Genomic DNA, 15733 nt, shown 5'->3' with positions numbered 1-15733 from the left:
CGTTTTATTCAGAATATATGTCCGTAGAATTTGAATATTGGTGGCTGCTAGTCCTTCCCCTCTTTTTTACATTAGGTTGGATTGCTGCTCGCGTAGATATCAGACAACTTATCTCGGAGTCTACTACCCTCCCCGCTGCTTATTTCAAAGGGCTTAACTTTTTAATTAGCGACCAGCATCACAAAGCCGTAGAGGCGTTTACTGAAGCCATTAATATCAATAACGATTCCCTTGAGTTGCATTTTGCCTTGGGTAGTTTGTTCAGACGCACTGGCGAAACCGATCGTGCAATCCACTTACATCTCAGTTTATTAGAGAAAAAAGAACTCACCGAACCGCAAAAGAATGCAGTTAAAGCAGAACTGGCGCAAGACTATCTCAAGGCAGGCTTGTTCGACCGTGCAGAGGAGTTATTCAAAGGACTAGATGACACGCGTTACCGTCAACCAGCTCTGCGCTCATTATTAGAAATTTATGTACGCGAACGCGAATGGTCACAAGCTATTGCCATGGCAACTGAGCTGGAGCGCTTATCCGGCGTGCCTTTCCGTAAAGAGATTGCACAATACCATTGTGAATTGGCTATGAACGCCATCATTGCGCAAGACTATGATAAGGCTAAACAATTACTGGCTGAGGCATTAGAAGCCAATAAGGATTGTGTACGCGCCAATGTATTACTGGGCGATATTGAAGCCAATACCGGTGCACATGCAGCGGCTATTTCTTACTGGAAACGTATTGAGTTTCAGCAGCCAGAATTTCTAGGCTTAGTGGCCAATAAAATGCTCAAAAGCTATGCTGCCAGTAAAAAAGGCAGTGCTGGCTTAAAAGAAGGTATTGCCCAGCTCAACAATTATCTAGAAACCTATCAATTACCCACGCTGATTTCTGTATTGTACGAAGCTACACTCGCAGAAGAAGGCGCAGAGGCCGCTGCCAAATTGGCACGCAATGAATTGATTCGCAAACCGAATTTAAAAGCCTTAGACCAATTGTTACAAGCACGCGCAATGGTGAATGACCACCAACAAGATATTCAGCTCATGCAACAAACTGTGCGCAATGCTATTGGTGACCGCGCTGCCTACCACTGCAATCAATGTGGATTCCGCGCTAAACAATACCATTGGCAATGCCCGGCATGTAACGCATGGGAGTCATTACCTTCCGAGCCCTCCGAAGCCACTATCCGCGATATTAAGCTTATCAATAGAAAATAATCCGTCAGCATGCAATCACCAGCAAGTACCCTTTTTACCGACAGCCCGATTGTAGTCGCACTTGATTTTCAAGATGCACAACAAGCGCTTGCCTTTGCAGCACAAATAGACCCAACACTATGCAAACTTAAAGTAGGTAAAGAACTGTTCACAAGCGCTGGGCCACAGCTGGTAGCGCAACTAGTAGATAACGGCTTTAAAGTATTCTTGGATCTTAAATTTCATGACATCCCTAACACGGTGGCTAAAGCGTGCGAAGCCGCAGCTAAGCTCGGCGTATGGATGCTGAATGTGCATGCCAGTGGTGGCAGCGCTATGATGCAAGCTGCGCTAGAGGGCACATCTAAAGGTAGCACCGGTACACATACTCCCTACCTTATCGCGGTTACCGTGCTGACCAGCATGAATCAAGCCGTACTTCATGAACTCGGGGTTGAAGCCGATATAGAACAGCATGTGTTGCGATTAGCCCAACTCACTAAAGCGGCAGGATTGGATGGCGTAGTGTGCTCAGCGCAAGAAGCCACCTTGATTCGCCAACATATTGGTCAAGACTTTTTATTGGTCACGCCTGGCATTCGCCCAAGCTTTGCCAGTAAAGATGACCAAAGCCGGATTCTTACGCCTAGCCAAGCATTGGCTGTTGGCTCAAACTACTTGGTGATTGGCCGCCCCATCACGCAAGCAGCAGACCCCTTACAAGCCCTACATTTGATTCTTCAGGAAATCGAGTCCACCTCCGTTTAAGCTGCTCTGTAAAGAATAATTAGGTATATAGGCACGTACTTGTGAAAGCAGTACAATCGCAAATACGGGGAGCCCTCAACAATAATTTAAACTGGAGAATCGTATGAAAAAATTACTCATTTCGCTATTTGTATCACTCGTTTTTAGCATCAGTGCTTATGCTGCTGTCAACCTGAATACCGCCACACAATCAGAATTAGAGAGCTTGGAAGGCATTGGCCCAGTCAAAGCCCAAGCGATTATTGACTACCGCAAAAAAAATGGTGGTTTTAAATCTATCGATGAGTTGGAAAAAGTGGATGGCGTTGGCCCTGTTACGTTGGGTAACGTACGTAAAGACGTTACAATTTCAGGCAAAACATCATTACCGGCAAGTGCTGCATCTAAAGCCACTGAAAGCACTACCAAAAAAACCGATAAACCGGCTAAAGAGAGCACCAAAGCAGTGGGAACTGAAAAAGCAGCAACTAGCGGTAAAACAGCTGACAGCAAAACAGTGAAAGCAGACGAGCCTAAAAAAGAGAAAGCAGCTAAAGAAGAAAAAACAACCAAAGCTAGCGATACTAAAGCAAAAGACGCTAAAACAACTAAAGAAGAAAAACCTGCAAAAGAAGCTAAAGCCAAAGAGACAAATGCTAAAGAGACAAAGGCTAAAAAAGAAACAGCTGCTAAGGAAGACAAAGCCACTAAAACCAAATCAGATAGCAAAGCAAAAAAAGAAACCGCAGACAAAAAAGATACCAAAGCGAAATCTTAATCCATTCGCCGCATATAAAAAGCCACCTCTAGGTGGCTTTTTATGATGAAAAATCTAATTAATCATCATGGCCTTGGTGATTATGTTTGTAATGGCCTTTACCATGTTTATGTTTATGCTTGCTGTTGCCTTTTTTGTTATAGGCTTTCTCACCTTTGGCCGGCTCATCGATCACTTTACCAACAACCGCACCACCCGCACCCCCCAAGCCAGCACCGACTACAGCGCCTGTACCTGAACCACTTACTTTACGGCCAACATAAGCACCACCGGCACCGCCCGCAGCGCCACCAATGACAGCACCCGCTTGGCCTTCGCCTTTAGTAGTAACAGCACCGCCTAAACCACCACCCACGGCACCACCCACTACCTCACCTGTACTGCCCCCCACTACGCCGCCAAGCGCAGTGCCTGCCGCTGCACCTAAACCACCACCTACTGCGGTTTTGGCATTGCTATCTGCCGCCAGTGCATGCCCAGAAATTAATAAAGCGCCTAACATTAGCGTCCATGTATGTTTCATGATGACTTCCTTTTTAATTGAGTAACTACTTTTGTAACGCGAGGCAATCTTAAGTGCGTCTCTACCAGATGTCCTATAGGCAGATACTGATTTATCTGTAGGAATATGCTGACATAAGAGGATGCTCTGCTCGCTCTTATTAAAACGCGCTAGCAAACAAAAAGTCTACTTCACGCGCATGCCCGGTTGTGCGCCACTGTCCGGACTGAGAATAAATGGGCCGCCACGCTCATCCGATGCGGCCAACACCATACCTTCACTTAGGCCAAACTTCATTTTACGCGGGGCTAAGTTAGCGACCATCACCGTTAAACGGCCTTTGAGCGTTTCTGGATCATATGCAGATTTAATCCCTGCAAACACTTGTCTTGGTTTTTCTTCACCAATATCTAACGTGAGTTTTAATAACTTTTCAGCGCCGTCCACATGCTCTGCATTGACGATTTTAGCAATACGCAAATCTACTTTGGTAAAGTCATCAATCGAGATGTAATTGGCTTCCTCTGCTGGCGGTGTCACCACTGCAGCAGCAGGTGCTGAAGATTGTAGATTTTCTTTATTGGCTTCGGTCATGGCTTCTACTTGTTTAGGGTCAATGCGGGTAATCAGATGTGCATATTCACCAATTTGGTGTTGCGTTGGCAAAGCTTGCTCTACGTCTGCAAAAGATAAACTTGGTACGTTTAAGAACTGTTCTACTTGTTTTGCTAATTGTGGCAAAACAGGCTTTAAATAGAGTGTTAGCAAACGGAACATTTCAATGGCTTGCGAACAAACCATTTGTAACTCTTGGTCAGCACCTTCTTGTTTAGCCATGACCCATGGTGCTTTGTCTGCCACGTAGCCATTGGCCAAATCCGCTAAACGCATGATTTCACGCAGAGCCTTACCAAAATCTCGGTCATGATAAGCATTTTTAATCAATGATTTAGCAGAAACCAGCTCTTGAATCACAGCATTATTTGGTGTCACATTGAGCTTACCGGCAAAGCGTTTATTGATGAACCCAGCTGTGCGGCTCGCAATATTGATGTACTTCCCCACCAAATCACTATTTACCCGTGCGACAAAATCTTCTAGATTCAGGTCAATGTCTTCCATGCTGCCATTCAATTTAGCAGCATAGTAATAGCGTAAATACTCCGGGTTTTTAATATGGTCTAAGTAGCTACGTGCAGTAATAAATGTACCGCGCGATTTAGACATTTTCTCGCCATTGACCGTCAAAAAGCCATGTGCGAATACATTGGTGGGTTTACGATGGCCTGAATACTCTAAAGTCGCTGGCCAAAATAAGGCATGGAAATACAAAATATCTTTACCAATAAAATGATAAAGCTCGGTTGTAGAGTCTTTTTTCCAATACTCATCAAAATCCAAGCCATTCTTTGCACAAAGATTTTTAAAGCTCGCCATATAACCAATCGGCGCATCCAACCATACATAAAAGTATTTTCCTGGCGCATCAGGAATCTCAAAACCAAAATATGGCGCATCACGTGAAATATCCCAATCGGACAGTTTGTTCTCACCGGCCTCGCCTAACCACTCGGTCATTTTGTTGGCCGCTTCGGCCTGCAAGGTGCCAGAACGCGTCCAATCACGTAAAAAATCGCTGCACTCAGACAATTTGAAGAAGTAGTGTTCAGTTTCTTTACGCACAGGTGTGGCTCCAGAAACAGCTGAGAATGGATTGATTAAATCAGTAGGGCTATACGTGGCACCGCACACCTCGCAATTGTCGCCATATTGGTCTTTGGCATGACATTTTGGACACTCGCCTTTAATAAAGCGGTCTGGTAAGAACATGTTTTTGACTGGGTCAAAATATTGTTCTATGGTTTTGGTTGCGATTTTATCGTTAGCCTTTAGTGCCTTGTAAATATTGCTAGCAAGTTCACGATTCTCTTCCGAATTGGTAGAGTAGTAATTATCAAAGTCGACTAAAAACTCAGCAAAATCTTGGCTATGCTCGGCATGTACTTTTTCAATCAATGCTTCAGGCGTGATGCCTTCTTTTTCTGCACGTAACATAATGGGGGTGCCATGAGTGTCATCTGCGCAAACGTAATGCACAGTATGCCCTTGCATTTTTTGAAAGCGCACCCAGATATCAGTCTGAATATATTCCACCAAGTGCCCTAGATGAATACTGCCATTGGCATAGGGTAGCGCAGAGGTGACTAAGAGTTTGCGTGTCATGTTTAACTTATTCAAATCAAAGAATTAAGCATTTTAACAAATGGTGAGCGCTTTCACATGGTTTATAGCGGAATATATAGTTTAAAATTGTCATGATTCACCACTCAAGTATGTTTCCAAGGATAACGGATGGCCATCTCAGAATTACTGATTCAAAGCACGCTCAAATTATGTATTGACCCAAATACAGGTAAAGATTTTGTAACGGCCAAATCCATCAAAAATATCCAAATGGCTGGCAACGATGTGAGTTTAGATGTAGTGCTAGGCTATCCGGCAAAAAGCCAATTCGAAAATATTAAGCAGCAAATCAACGATGCGTTAGTCGGGTTGGAAGGCATTGGAAAAGTGAATATCAATATAGGCAGCCGCATCGTCTCGCATAGCGTGCAACGTGGGGTGAACTTACTGCCAAACGTGAAAAATGTGATTGCTGTGGCTTCCGGCAAAGGCGGCGTTGGCAAATCCACTACGTCTGTAAATTTAGCATTGGCACTGGCTGCCGAGGGCGCTACTGTTGGCTTACTGGATGCTGATATTTATGGCCCAAGCCAACCGCAGATGCTTGGCATCAGTGGTCGACCAGAAAGTATGGATGGCAAAAGCATGGAACCCATGGTTGCGCATGGCTTGCAAACCATGAGCATCGGCTTTTTGGTAGATACTGATACGCCAATGGTATGGCGCGGCCCAATGGTGACAGGTGCGCTAGAACAGTTATTGCGTGATACCAAATGGCGTGATCTAGACTATTTGGTGATTGATTTGCCACCAGGCACCGGCGATATTCAACTGACACTCGCACAGAAAATCCCTGTCACTGGCGCTATTATTGTCACTACGCCGCAAGACATTGCGCTGCTAGATGCACGTAAAGGGCTGAAAATGTTCGAAAAAGTGGGCATTCCCATTTTAGGCATCGTCGAAAATATGAGCACGCATATCTGTTCAAACTGTGGGCATGAAGAGCATATTTTTGGCGCAGGTGGCGGCGAAGTGATGGCCAAAGATTACCATGTGGATCTATTAGGTAGCTTGCCATTAGATATCAGTATCCGCATACAAACTGACGGCGGAAAACCGACTGTCATTGCTGACCCTGATAGTAAAATTGCAGCCGTCTATAAAGAAATCGCGCGCAAAGCCGCCAGTAAAATTGCCATGGCCAATTTAGATCACAGTGCAAAATTCCCTAGTATTGTGATTCAAAATACTTAAACAAGTACGCAAAATAAAAAAGGCGCATTGAGCGCCTTTTTTATTGCTAATACACAAGTTAATTTAAAGACACACCAAAACAATAGACATCCACACCATTGGCCGGTGCAATCAATGTCGCAGGAATCGAAACGCCCTTACGCCAGTTATCGACAGCTTCTTGCTTACCCGCGCCAGTGACTAAAAACATCACTTCATGTGTATTGTTCAAGCGATTTTGGCTCATCGTTACACGGTCTGCAGGTGGCTTGGGGGCATTGAATACAGGCACCACATCGGCGCTATTATCTACCACTTGGTTAGGAAATAAGCTGGCCGTATGACCATCTTCACCTAAGCCTAAAATCACCAAATCAAATGCACGCACACCAGCTAACGTTTTAGCATAGGCTTTTGCACCGTCCACATTTCCCAGCTCAGTAGGAATATCGTGAATTTGGTTGGCTGGGATGGCCACATGATTTAACCATGCTTCGCGTGCCATTTTACTGTTACGTTCCGCATGATCTACAGGCAAACAACGGTCGTCGTTGTGAAAAATATGCCATTTAGACCAGTCTGCTGATTGTTTGCTGAGTAATTGATACACGCTTTTGGGTGTGCTCCCGCCTGCTAGCACCACTAAAAAGCTACCGTATTGAGCAATTGCTTCTGTTGCAGCGGCCAAAATGCGGCTGACTGCTGCCTGATTGATGTCGTCTTGCGTTTGGAATGTATGCCAACGCGTTTGATTAAGTGCCATGAAAACCACCAAAAACTTTTGAGATATAGATGAAAAAAGAAAAAGCAGCCTTTGAGTGCCAAGCTGCATTTGCTATAATTATACCTAACTCTGCAAATGAGTGCATCTTACCCACAAGGTAGATGTTTCTTAACAATCCTCACACCATAGGAAAATCTGAATGAAATTAGCAATGATAGGCTTAGGCAAAATGGGCGGCAACATGGCTGCACGTTTACTCCGTCACAAAATTAATGTAGTAGGTTTTGACTTTAATACCGAATTCGTTAACAAACTTGTAAAAGACGAAGGCTTGGAAGCAGCGACCTCAGTCGCTGATGCAGTCAGCAAACTGGAAGGTCAAAAAATCGTCTGGTTGATGTTGCCAGCAGGCGAGATCACCGAAAAACAAATCAAAGATTTGATCCCAATGCTGAACAAAGGCGACATCATCGTCGATGGCGGCAACTCTAACTACAAACATAGTCAACGTCGTGGCGCGATGCTGGCTGAGCAAGGCATTGGCTTTATCGACTGTGGTACTTCTGGCGGCGTTTGGGGTCTGGATAACGGCTACTGCTTAATGTACGGTGGCGAAAAACAATACGCAGATGTATTAGCCCCTTATGCACAAGCACTGACACATGCAGACCGCGGTTGGGCTCACGTAGGTCCTGTCGGCTCTGGTCACTTTACCAAAATGATCCATAACGGCATTGAATACGGCATGATGCAAGCATTTGCTGAAGGCCTAGATTTAATCAAAGGTAAAGAAGAGTTCGATTTAGACTTAGCGCAAATTACCGAATTGTGGCGCCATGGTTCTGTTGTGCGTAGCTGGTTGCTCGACTTAACTGCTGAAGCACTGAAAGAAGATCAAAGCCTCACAGAAATCGCTCCGTATGTAGCTGACTCCGGTGAAGGTCGCTGGACAGTAGTGGAAGCAGTTGAGCAAGGCGTTGCGGCACCAGTGCTGACAGTGGCATTACAAGCCCGTTTCAGAAGCCAAGATGCAGAAGGTTATAGCTACAAACTGTTATCGCTAATGCGTAATGCATTTGGCGGTCACGCAGTAAAATCCAAAAAATAATAGCGGATGATGTAGCGCATACAGTGCAATACGCTTAATGGCGCAGTTGCACTGCTAGCATAATGGGAAAGGCGTGTAGCCTTTCCCTATTACTTTAAATTTTAAGGCAGTTCCTTTTTTGGATTTATTATGACAAAACAAATTGATCCTTGTACCTTGGTTTTATTTGGCGCGAGTGGCAACTTAGCACGCGTGAAGCTTTATCCAGGTTTATTTAGACTAGATTTACTGGGTCGGCTACCTGCAGAACTAAAAATCATGGCGGTTGGTCGTCAAATCGTAGATTTAGAAGCTTGGCGTGCAGACATTAAAAGCATGCTCGATACCAAATTTAAAAAAGGCTACGATCAACAAGTATTTGAACGTTTTATTGCGCGTAACTTCTATCACGCCAATCCGCCGACCGACCCGGATGCATTTACCAAACTAAGTAAAACGTTAAGTGACGAGAGCACTTTCCCACAAAACTTGGCTTACTTCTTATCTGTGCGCCCAGTCGATTTCGCGCCCGTTGTAGAGTCACTGGCTAAAGTGGGCTTAACTAACGAAGATAAATACTGGCGCCGTGTGGTAATTGAAAAGCCATTTGGTACAGATTTAGCATCTGCTAAAGAACTGCAAAAAGCCATTACAACGCATTTAAAAGAACATCAAATTTATCGTATCGACCATTACTTGGGCAAATCTGCGTTGCAAAACATTCTGTTGCAGCGCTTTACCAATACTATTTTAGAACCGATTTGGAACAATCAATACATTGATCACGTGCAAATCACCAATACTGAAATGTTGGGCGTGGGCGACCGTACGCAGTTCTATGACAGCACAGGCGCTTTACGCGATATGATTCAAAGTCATATCTTGCAAACACTTGCACTAGCTACCATGGAAATGCCAAAAGATTTAACACCGGATGGCATCCGCGAAGCGAAAATTAAAGTGTTAGAGCAAATCCGTCCGATTCCAGTCAATGAGTTAAGCAAACATGCGTTCCGCGCGCAATATGCGGCTGGCGAAGTGAATGGTGAAAAAGTACCAGGCTATCTTGAAGAATTAGGCGATAGTAGCAGCGTGGTAGAAACCTATGCTGCGTTGAAGCTGTTTATTGATAACCCACGTTGGAAAGGTGTGCCCTTCTATATTCGTACAGCTAAACGTTTGCACGAAGCGGACACACGCATTTCGATTCGCTTTAAGAAGTCACCTTTGCAAATCAACGGTGGCCAAGACCAAAATTGGCTCATCATTGGTATCCAACCGCGTGAATGTATCAAGATGGAAATCCAGTCCAAGATCCCTGGTTTAGACATCAACACACGCACCATTCAATTAGATGCCGCTAACCGCTTACCGGAAGATGATTCTGTGGATGCGTACGAGGCGTTATTGCTCAACTTGATGCAAGGTGATAACTCAAATTACCTGCATATTTCCGAAGCTGAAGCACAATGGCGTTTAGTCGACCCAGTAGTGAAAGCATGGGCTGAAGATAAAAAGCCAGTGCATCAATACCCTGCTGGCAGCCGCGACCCAGAAGCTTCTCAAGTGATTTTTGAAGCTGAAGATCAGTTCTGGCGTTATAGCATTGAACTCGGTGGCGACCAGCGTTAATTCGTCGCACCAAACCATCCCCATTTGATGAAAATCGAATGGGGATTTTTTTCGCTTATTGACTGCAAATTTTCATCATTTATCAGTATTTAGGCCTTATAATGCGTTTCACTTTTAACCTCTAAAACTGAACGCATATGAGCATTAAATCTGATCGTTGGATTCGTAAAATGGCTGAAGAACATGGCATGATTGAGCCATTTGAGCCTAAGCAAGTCAAAATGAATGCCGAAGGCCAACGTATGGTTTCTTATGGCACGTCTAGCTATGGCTACGATATTCGCTGCTCTAAAGAATTCAAGCTGTTCACCAACCTCAACAGCACTATTGTCGACCCAAAAAATTTCGACCCGAATTCGTTTGTAGAAGTAAATGCCGATTACTGCATCATTCCACCCAATTCGTTCGCGCTTGCGCGTACCGTAGAATATTTCCGTATCCCACGCAATGTACTAACCGTTTGCTTAGGTAAATCCACATACGCGCGCTGCGGCATTATTGTGAACGTCACGCCATTTGAACCAGAGTGGGAAGGCTATGTCACACTAGAGTTCAGTAATACTACCCCACTGCCAGCAAAAATCTATGCGAATGAAGGTTGTGCGCAAGTGTTGTTCTTTGAAGCAGATGCAGATGACATTTGCGAGACCTCATACAAAGACCGTGGTGGCAAATATCAAGGGCAGGTGGGCGTTACCCTCCCTAAAATATAAGTAAGCTATTTATTCAATGCATTTCACCACAGAGGCACAGAGCTTAAACCATCCAGGTTCTCTGTGCCTCTGCGTCTCTGTGGTAAAGGATTAATGTTATGAAATTCCGTTTCCCCGTTGTCATCATCGATGAAGACTTCCGCTCTGAAAACTCTTCTGGTTTAGGCATTCGTGTACTTGCCAAAGCCATTGAAGAAGAAGGCGTCGAAGTCTTAGGCGTGACCAGTTATGGCGACCTTACTTCATTCGCCCAGCAACAAAGCCGAGCTTCAGCATTTATCCTCTCGATTGACGATGAAGAGATCGTCGAAGAAAAACCTGAAGCCATTGAGCAGCTACGCAAGTTCGTCAGTGAGATTCGCTACCGCAATGAAGAAATTCCTATTTTCTTGCATGGTGAAACACGTACCTCACGCCATATTCCTAACGATGTGTTGCGCGAACTGCATGGCTTTATTCACATGAACGAAGATACGCCAGAGTTTGTAGCGCGCTTGATTATTCGTGAGGCTAAAGCCTACTTGGACAGCCTGCCACCGCCATTCTTTAAAGCCTTAACCCACTATGCGGCAGATGGCTCTTATTCTTGGCATTGCCCTGGTCACTCGGGCGGCGTAGCCTTTTTGAAATCACCTGTAGGGCAAATGTTTCACCAATTCTTTGGAGAAAATATGCTGCGTGCAGATGTGTGCAATGCGGTAGATGAGTTGGGACAATTGCTTGACCATACTGGCCCGGTTGCCGCTTCTGAGCGTAATGCAGCGCGCATTTACAATTGTGACCACCTATACTTTGTCACTAACGGCACCTCTACTTCTAACAAGATTGTATGGAACTCAACCGTTGCGCCGGGTGACATTGTGGTGGTAGACCGTAACTGCCATAAATCCGTGTTGCACTCCATCATTATGACTGGCGCGATTCCTGTCTTTTTGATGCCAACACGTAACCACTTTGGCATTATCGGCCCGATTCCGAAAAGTGAATTTACTTGGGAAAACATTCAAAAGAAAATTCAACTGAACCCGTTTGCCACTGATAAAAATGCCAAACCACGTGTGCTGACGATTACGCAATCTACCTATGATGGCGTACTTTACAATGTAGAAGAAATCAAAGACATGCTCGATGGCAAGATTGATACGCTGCATTTTGATGAAGCATGGCTACCCCACGCGACTTTCCATGATTTCTATGGTGACTACCATGCGATTGGCGCAGACCGTCCACGTTGCAAAGACAGCATGGTGTTCTCTACACAATCCACACACAAACTATTGGCAGGCTTAAGTCAGGCATCACAAATTTTAGTACAAGACGCCATTGAAAACAGGCTGGACCGTGACGTATTTAACGAAGCTTACTTGATGCACACTTCAACCAGCCCGCAATATTCCATTATTGCCAGTTGCGATGTAGCTGCAGCCATGATGGAAGCGCCAGGTGGTACCGCCTTGGTGGAAGAGTCTATTATGGAAGCACTGGATTTCCGTCGCGCCATGCGTAAAGTAGATGAAGAATGGGGTGCCGACTGGTGGTTTAAAGTTTGGGGCCCGGACGACTTGACGGAAGAAGGCATTGAAGAGCGAGATGCTTGGATGCTGAAAGCAGGCGAAGCTTGGCATGGCTTTGGCGATTTGGCCGAAGGCTTTAATATGCTCGACCCAATTAAGGCTACCATTATCACACCCGGTTTAGATATCAAGGGTGACTTCTCAGACAAGTTTGGTATCCCGGCAGCGATTGTCACTAAGTATTTAGCTGAGCATGGCGTAATTGTTGAAAAAACCGGTCTGTACTCATTCTTTATTATGTTCACGATTGGCATTACCAAAGGCCGCTGGAACACGATGGTAGCGGCATTACAGCAATTTAAAGATGATTACGACAAGAACCAGCCGTTATGGAAAGTCTTGCCAGAATTTGCACAAAAGCATCCACGTTACGAGCGTTTGGGCTTGCGCGATTTATGCACGCAAATTCATGAAGTGTACAAAGCCAACGATGTTGCGCGTCTGACTACGGAAATGTATTTATCTAACATGGTACCGGCGATGAAGCCAACCGATGCGTTTGCCAAAATGGCGCACCGCGAGATTGACCGTGTGCCGATTGATGATTTGGAAGGCCGTATTACTGCGGTGCTACTCACGCCTTACCCGCCTGGTATTCCATTGTTGATTCCGGGTGAGCGTTTCAATCAAGTCATTATTAATTACTTGAAGTTTGCACGTACCTTTAATGAGCGCTTCCCAGGCTTTGAAACAGACGTACACGGCTTGGTAAAACAAGTCGTGGATGGTAAAGCCATTTACTATGTGGACTGCGTAGCGCAGTAAGTTGAAGCGATTTACTTACGCAAGTAAGTGAGATCGCTATAAGAAAGACCACTCGTTGAGACGTGGTCTTTTTTTTCAATCAGCGTCCAAGCATTCAAATCAATTTCCGGTAAAAAAGCATCGCCTTGTACCTCTAAATCCACGCGCGTGATATAGAGCTTGTTCACAAGGTGCAAGCCCTCTTGGTATAACTGCGCGCCACCTATCAAAAATAGCTCTTCATCTTGCTGACAAAAACGCATCGCATCTTGTAGTGCATGCACGACCACAGCACCCTCTACCTGATAACCCTGATTTCTAGATACAATAACTGTTGTTCTTCCGGGCAACAAACGGCCCAATGATTCATAAGTTTTGCGACCCATGATGATGTGATGCCCCATCGTGAGCGCACGAAAACGCTTCAAATCCTCAGGAATGTGCCAAGGCAAAGTGTTATTCACCCCTATCACACTGTTATTGGCCACTGCCACAATCATCGATAAACAAGACATTTTTCTATTATACTGGATGTTTACACAGATTCGCCTGCAAGCCCATGCGCATTCAGTATCCAAACTCATTTCTCAAGCTTTTGCTGATTGGTTTTGCCTTTGCCATTCTGCCGTTGATTATGGCGTTTATTAATGCCAACCTTGCGTTTAATCAGCTCTCTAAAAACAGCCAAAATACCATCGATAAAGCCGTGAAGACAACGCGCGCAAGCCACATGCTACAAGAGCAACTACACTTGATGGAACGCAGCGCTAGACAGTTTCTTGTATTAAATGATTTTGAGTTTTTAGAGAACTATCATAATACGCGTGCCGCTTTTTTAACTGCGCTGCAGGAGCTCATTATATTAAGCCCGGAAGCACAACAGCGTAATCAATTATTAGAAGTAAAAAAGACTGAGGCTAAATTAAATCTGGTGATTTTGCATACCAATATCAGCAACTTAGAGCAAATGCCGGTGCTGAATGACTTTCAACAGCTGACACAACAAGTCAATCAGTTAATCCTGCGCAATAACCAATCCATCGATAACGCATCGGCGCATCTAGTAACCAGTGCCAGCAAAGCACAGCAACGCTTTTTTTTACAAAGTTTGATTCTGGTACCGTTTGCCTTATTGGTTGCGGGTGCCATTGCCTTTATGTTGGGTCGGCCCATTCAACGCATGGATACTGTGATTAAGGATTTGGGTAAAGGCGAATACCAAAATGCCATTAGCATTGATGGGCCTGGTGACTTGAGGCTACTGGGGCAACGTCTAGATTGGTTGCGCCAAGAATTACTGCATTTAAAAGAACAAAAACAGCGTTTCTTGCAGCATATCTCTCACGAACTTAAAACCCCGCTCACCGCAATTCGTGAGGCTTCCGAATTACTGACCGATGGTATTGGCGGTACGCTGTCTGCGCAACAACACGAGATTGCACACATTCTCAAAGACAACAGTTTGCGCCTACAAAAAATGATTGAGAATTTACTCACCTTTACCAAAATGGAATCGGACAAGCACGTGATGCAAGTGCAAGCACTGAACATCAACGAGATTGTCTCATCTGTACTGGCTTCGCATGCGTTGACTATCCGCAATAAGCAGTTGCATATTGATACACGTTTTTGGTTGGGAACAATCTATGCTGACGCAGAAACATTAATAGTAATGTTAGATAATTTGATCTCAAATGCCGTAAAATTCACACCTCAGGCTGGTCAGATTGTGATCTCGACCAGACAAGACAAACCATGGCAGTTAATTGAGGTGCAAGATAGCGGCCCAGGGTTGAGCAAAGAGGATATCAACAAGTTATTTGACCCGTTCTATCAAGGGAAAACGTTGCATCAAGGGTTAGTCAACAGCAGCGGATTGGGATTGACCATCGTCAAAAACTTAGTTGAGCTGCACCAAGGCAGCATTGAGTTAAAACCAGAAGACAAAGGCGCACACGTCGTGATTAGATTGCCTAGAACGGACATGCTATGAAGTACACTTACTTAACCTTGCTTGCGGGCATCATCCTAATTTCCGGATGTGCCACATCACAAATGCAAAAGCCTACTGCTGACCAAGAGCCACTGGCCAGTGATTCGAATGCCCAACTGCCTGAGCCCACGAATAGCGGCGTCACACTTTTACCCGCCAAACCTGCAGATTTACCACAGCCGATACTAGCTTGTGAGAGCTACAGCAAAGCAGATCAAGACGGGCAAAAGAAACAATGGTTAGAAACACAACAGATCCTGAGCCAAAACAAACAGGATGTGGTGCAGCGCATCAAGCTTGCATGCATCTACGCACTACCCTCCAGCTACCTTAAAGATGCAACAAAAGCGCATACGTTGCTGTCTCAACTGCGTGAGGAACCTGCACTGAACGCAACCGAAAAAGCGTATATCAACCATTTATTCCTATTTAATGTAGAGAATATCAAGCAGCTGCAAAAAATCAAAGATGAGGCCAGGTCGTTAGATACTCTCACGCAAAAATACGACACATTGCAGAAAAAGTACGATGCTGCTGAACAAAAACTCATTCACCTGAAGAATATCGAAAAATCGCTTAATGTACGTTAATCAAGTATCACAACAGAAAGTATCACC

General features: G+C 44.8%; 14 protein-coding genes. 10 read left to right on the top strand and 4 right to left on the bottom strand.

Going from position 1 to position 15733, the window contains the following annotated elements; all coding sequences use genetic code 11:
• Window positions 1–17 precede the first annotated feature (17 nt).
• The 3 genes from lapB (at window position 18) to FG11_RS13775 (ending at window position 2727) form a co-directional block, all read left to right on the top strand.
• Window positions 18–1223, top strand: coding sequence for a lipopolysaccharide assembly protein LapB (gene lapB / locus FG11_RS03265; protein WP_020181642.1), 1206 nt, complete (start codon window positions 18–20; stop codon window positions 1221–1223).
• 9 nt (window positions 1224–1232) lie between these two features.
• A complete protein-coding gene (gene pyrF, locus FG11_RS03260; protein WP_047533101.1) occupies window positions 1233–1970 on the top strand; it encodes an orotidine-5'-phosphate decarboxylase in 738 nt (245 codons plus the stop codon).
• Between the two features lie 103 nt (window positions 1971–2073).
• On the top strand, window positions 2074–2727 hold the full coding sequence (locus tag FG11_RS13775; protein WP_047533098.1) for a ComEA family DNA-binding protein: 654 nt from the start codon (window positions 2074–2076) through the stop codon (window positions 2725–2727).
• Between the two features lie 58 nt (window positions 2728–2785).
• On the opposite strand, the gene FG11_RS03250 is transcribed toward FG11_RS13775, so the two are convergent.
• Both FG11_RS03250 and metG read right to left on the bottom strand, forming a co-directional pair.
• On the bottom strand, window positions 2786–3250 hold the full coding sequence (locus FG11_RS03250) for a glycine zipper domain-containing protein (RefSeq protein ID WP_025224028.1): 465 nt from the start codon (window positions 3248–3250) through the stop codon (window positions 2786–2788).
• 165 nt (window positions 3251–3415) lie between these two features.
• Window positions 3416–5452 (bottom strand): methionine--tRNA ligase, encoded by a 2037-nt coding sequence (gene metG, locus FG11_RS03245; RefSeq protein WP_047533095.1) that lies wholly within the window; start codon window positions 5450–5452, stop codon window positions 3416–3418.
• Between the two features lie 129 nt (window positions 5453–5581).
• Here metG and apbC point away from each other — a divergent pair, with 129 nt between their 5' ends.
• Window positions 5582–6670, top strand: a complete 1089-nt coding sequence (gene apbC, locus FG11_RS03240; protein ID WP_047533092.1) for an iron-sulfur cluster carrier protein ApbC — start codon at window positions 5582–5584, stop codon at window positions 6668–6670.
• A 58-nt stretch (window positions 6671–6728) separates the two neighbouring features.
• Here apbC and pgl read toward each other — a convergent pair whose 3' ends face one another.
• Window positions 6729–7412: a 6-phosphogluconolactonase gene (gene pgl / locus FG11_RS03235; RefSeq protein WP_020181636.1), complete on the bottom strand. Its 684-nt coding sequence runs from the start codon at window positions 7410–7412 to the stop codon at window positions 6729–6731.
• A gap of 160 nt (window positions 7413–7572) precedes the next feature.
• On the opposite strand from pgl, the gene gnd reads away from it, so the two are divergent.
• The 4 genes from gnd to FG11_RS03215 all read left to right on the top strand — a co-directional run bounded on the left by gnd (window position 7573) and on the right by FG11_RS03215 (window position 13144).
• Window positions 7573–8481: a phosphogluconate dehydrogenase (NAD(+)-dependent, decarboxylating) gene (gene gnd, locus FG11_RS03230; RefSeq protein ID WP_020181635.1), complete on the top strand. Its 909-nt coding sequence runs from the start codon at window positions 7573–7575 to the stop codon at window positions 8479–8481.
• Between the two features lie 129 nt (window positions 8482–8610).
• The gene (gene zwf, locus FG11_RS03225) at window positions 8611–10092 is read left to right on the top strand and encodes a glucose-6-phosphate dehydrogenase (RefSeq protein WP_020181634.1); all 1482 of its coding nucleotides are present in this window, start codon (window positions 8611–8613) and stop codon (window positions 10090–10092) included.
• Window positions 10093–10229: 137 nt separating this feature from the next.
• A complete protein-coding gene (dcd, locus tag FG11_RS03220) occupies window positions 10230–10805 on the top strand; it encodes a dCTP deaminase (RefSeq protein WP_020181633.1) in 576 nt (191 codons plus the stop codon).
• Between the two features lie 98 nt (window positions 10806–10903).
• Window positions 10904–13144 carry an arginine/lysine/ornithine decarboxylase gene (locus FG11_RS03215; RefSeq protein ID WP_020181632.1) on the top strand — a complete coding sequence of 747 codons (2241 nt, stop codon included), beginning with the start codon at window positions 10904–10906 and terminating at the stop codon, window positions 13142–13144.
• Between the two features lie 11 nt (window positions 13145–13155).
• On the opposite strand, the gene FG11_RS03210 is transcribed toward FG11_RS03215, so the two are convergent.
• On the bottom strand, window positions 13156–13638 hold the full coding sequence (locus FG11_RS03210; RefSeq protein ID WP_026361657.1) for a dihydrofolate reductase: 483 nt from the start codon (window positions 13636–13638) through the stop codon (window positions 13156–13158).
• Between the two features lie 44 nt (window positions 13639–13682).
• Between FG11_RS03210 and FG11_RS03205 the strand changes: the two genes are divergently transcribed.
• Together FG11_RS03205 and FG11_RS03200 are read left to right on the top strand one after the other, a co-directional pair.
• A complete protein-coding gene (locus FG11_RS03205; RefSeq protein ID WP_047533083.1) occupies window positions 13683–15116 on the top strand; it encodes a sensor histidine kinase in 1434 nt (477 codons plus the stop codon).
• Window positions 15113–15706 (top strand): hypothetical protein, encoded by a 594-nt coding sequence (locus FG11_RS03200; protein ID WP_047533080.1) that lies wholly within the window; start codon window positions 15113–15115, stop codon window positions 15704–15706. The genes FG11_RS03205 and FG11_RS03200 overlap by 4 nt, the downstream gene beginning before the upstream one ends.
• Window positions 15707–15733: the final 27 nt, after the last annotated feature.

It is taken from the genome of Methylotenera sp. N17 (genome assembly GCF_000799155.1).
Classification (GTDB): domain Bacteria; phylum Pseudomonadota; class Gammaproteobacteria; order Burkholderiales; family Methylophilaceae; genus Methylophilus.
Note: the sequence above shows the minus strand (reverse complement) of the source record. Positions and strands in the feature narration are given on the sequence as shown.

Bases quoted from the DNA above. Each gene is read 5' to 3' on its own strand.
- lapB (WP_020181642.1), top strand. From the start codon at position 18: ATGTCCGTAGAATTTGAATATTGGTGGCTGCTAGTCCTTCCCCTCTTT.
- pyrF (WP_047533101.1), top strand. From the start codon at position 1,233: ATGCAATCACCAGCAAGTACCCTTTTTACCGACAGCCCGATTGTAGTC.
- FG11_RS13775 (WP_047533098.1), top strand. From the start codon at position 2,074: ATGAAAAAATTACTCATTTCGCTATTTGTATCACTCGTTTTTAGCATC.
- FG11_RS03250 (WP_025224028.1), bottom strand. From the start codon at position 3,250: ATGAAACATACATGGACGCTAATGTTAGGCGCTTTATTAATTTCTGGG.
- metG (WP_047533095.1), bottom strand. From the start codon at position 5,452: ATGACACGCAAACTCTTAGTCACCTCTGCGCTACCCTATGCCAATGGC.
- apbC (WP_047533092.1), top strand. From the start codon at position 5,582: ATGGCCATCTCAGAATTACTGATTCAAAGCACGCTCAAATTATGTATT.
- pgl (WP_020181636.1), bottom strand. From the start codon at position 7,412: ATGGCACTTAATCAAACGCGTTGGCATACATTCCAAACGCAAGACGAC.
- gnd (WP_020181635.1), top strand. From the start codon at position 7,573: ATGAAATTAGCAATGATAGGCTTAGGCAAAATGGGCGGCAACATGGCT.
- zwf (WP_020181634.1), top strand. From the start codon at position 8,611: ATGACAAAACAAATTGATCCTTGTACCTTGGTTTTATTTGGCGCGAGT.
- dcd (WP_020181633.1), top strand. From the start codon at position 10,230: ATGAGCATTAAATCTGATCGTTGGATTCGTAAAATGGCTGAAGAACAT.
- FG11_RS03215 (WP_020181632.1), top strand. From the start codon at position 10,904: ATGAAATTCCGTTTCCCCGTTGTCATCATCGATGAAGACTTCCGCTCT.
- FG11_RS03210 (WP_026361657.1), bottom strand. From the start codon at position 13,638: ATGTCTTGTTTATCGATGATTGTGGCAGTGGCCAATAACAGTGTGATA.
- FG11_RS03205 (WP_047533083.1), top strand. From the start codon at position 13,683: ATGCGCATTCAGTATCCAAACTCATTTCTCAAGCTTTTGCTGATTGGT.
- FG11_RS03200 (WP_047533080.1), top strand. From the start codon at position 15,113: ATGAAGTACACTTACTTAACCTTGCTTGCGGGCATCATCCTAATTTCC.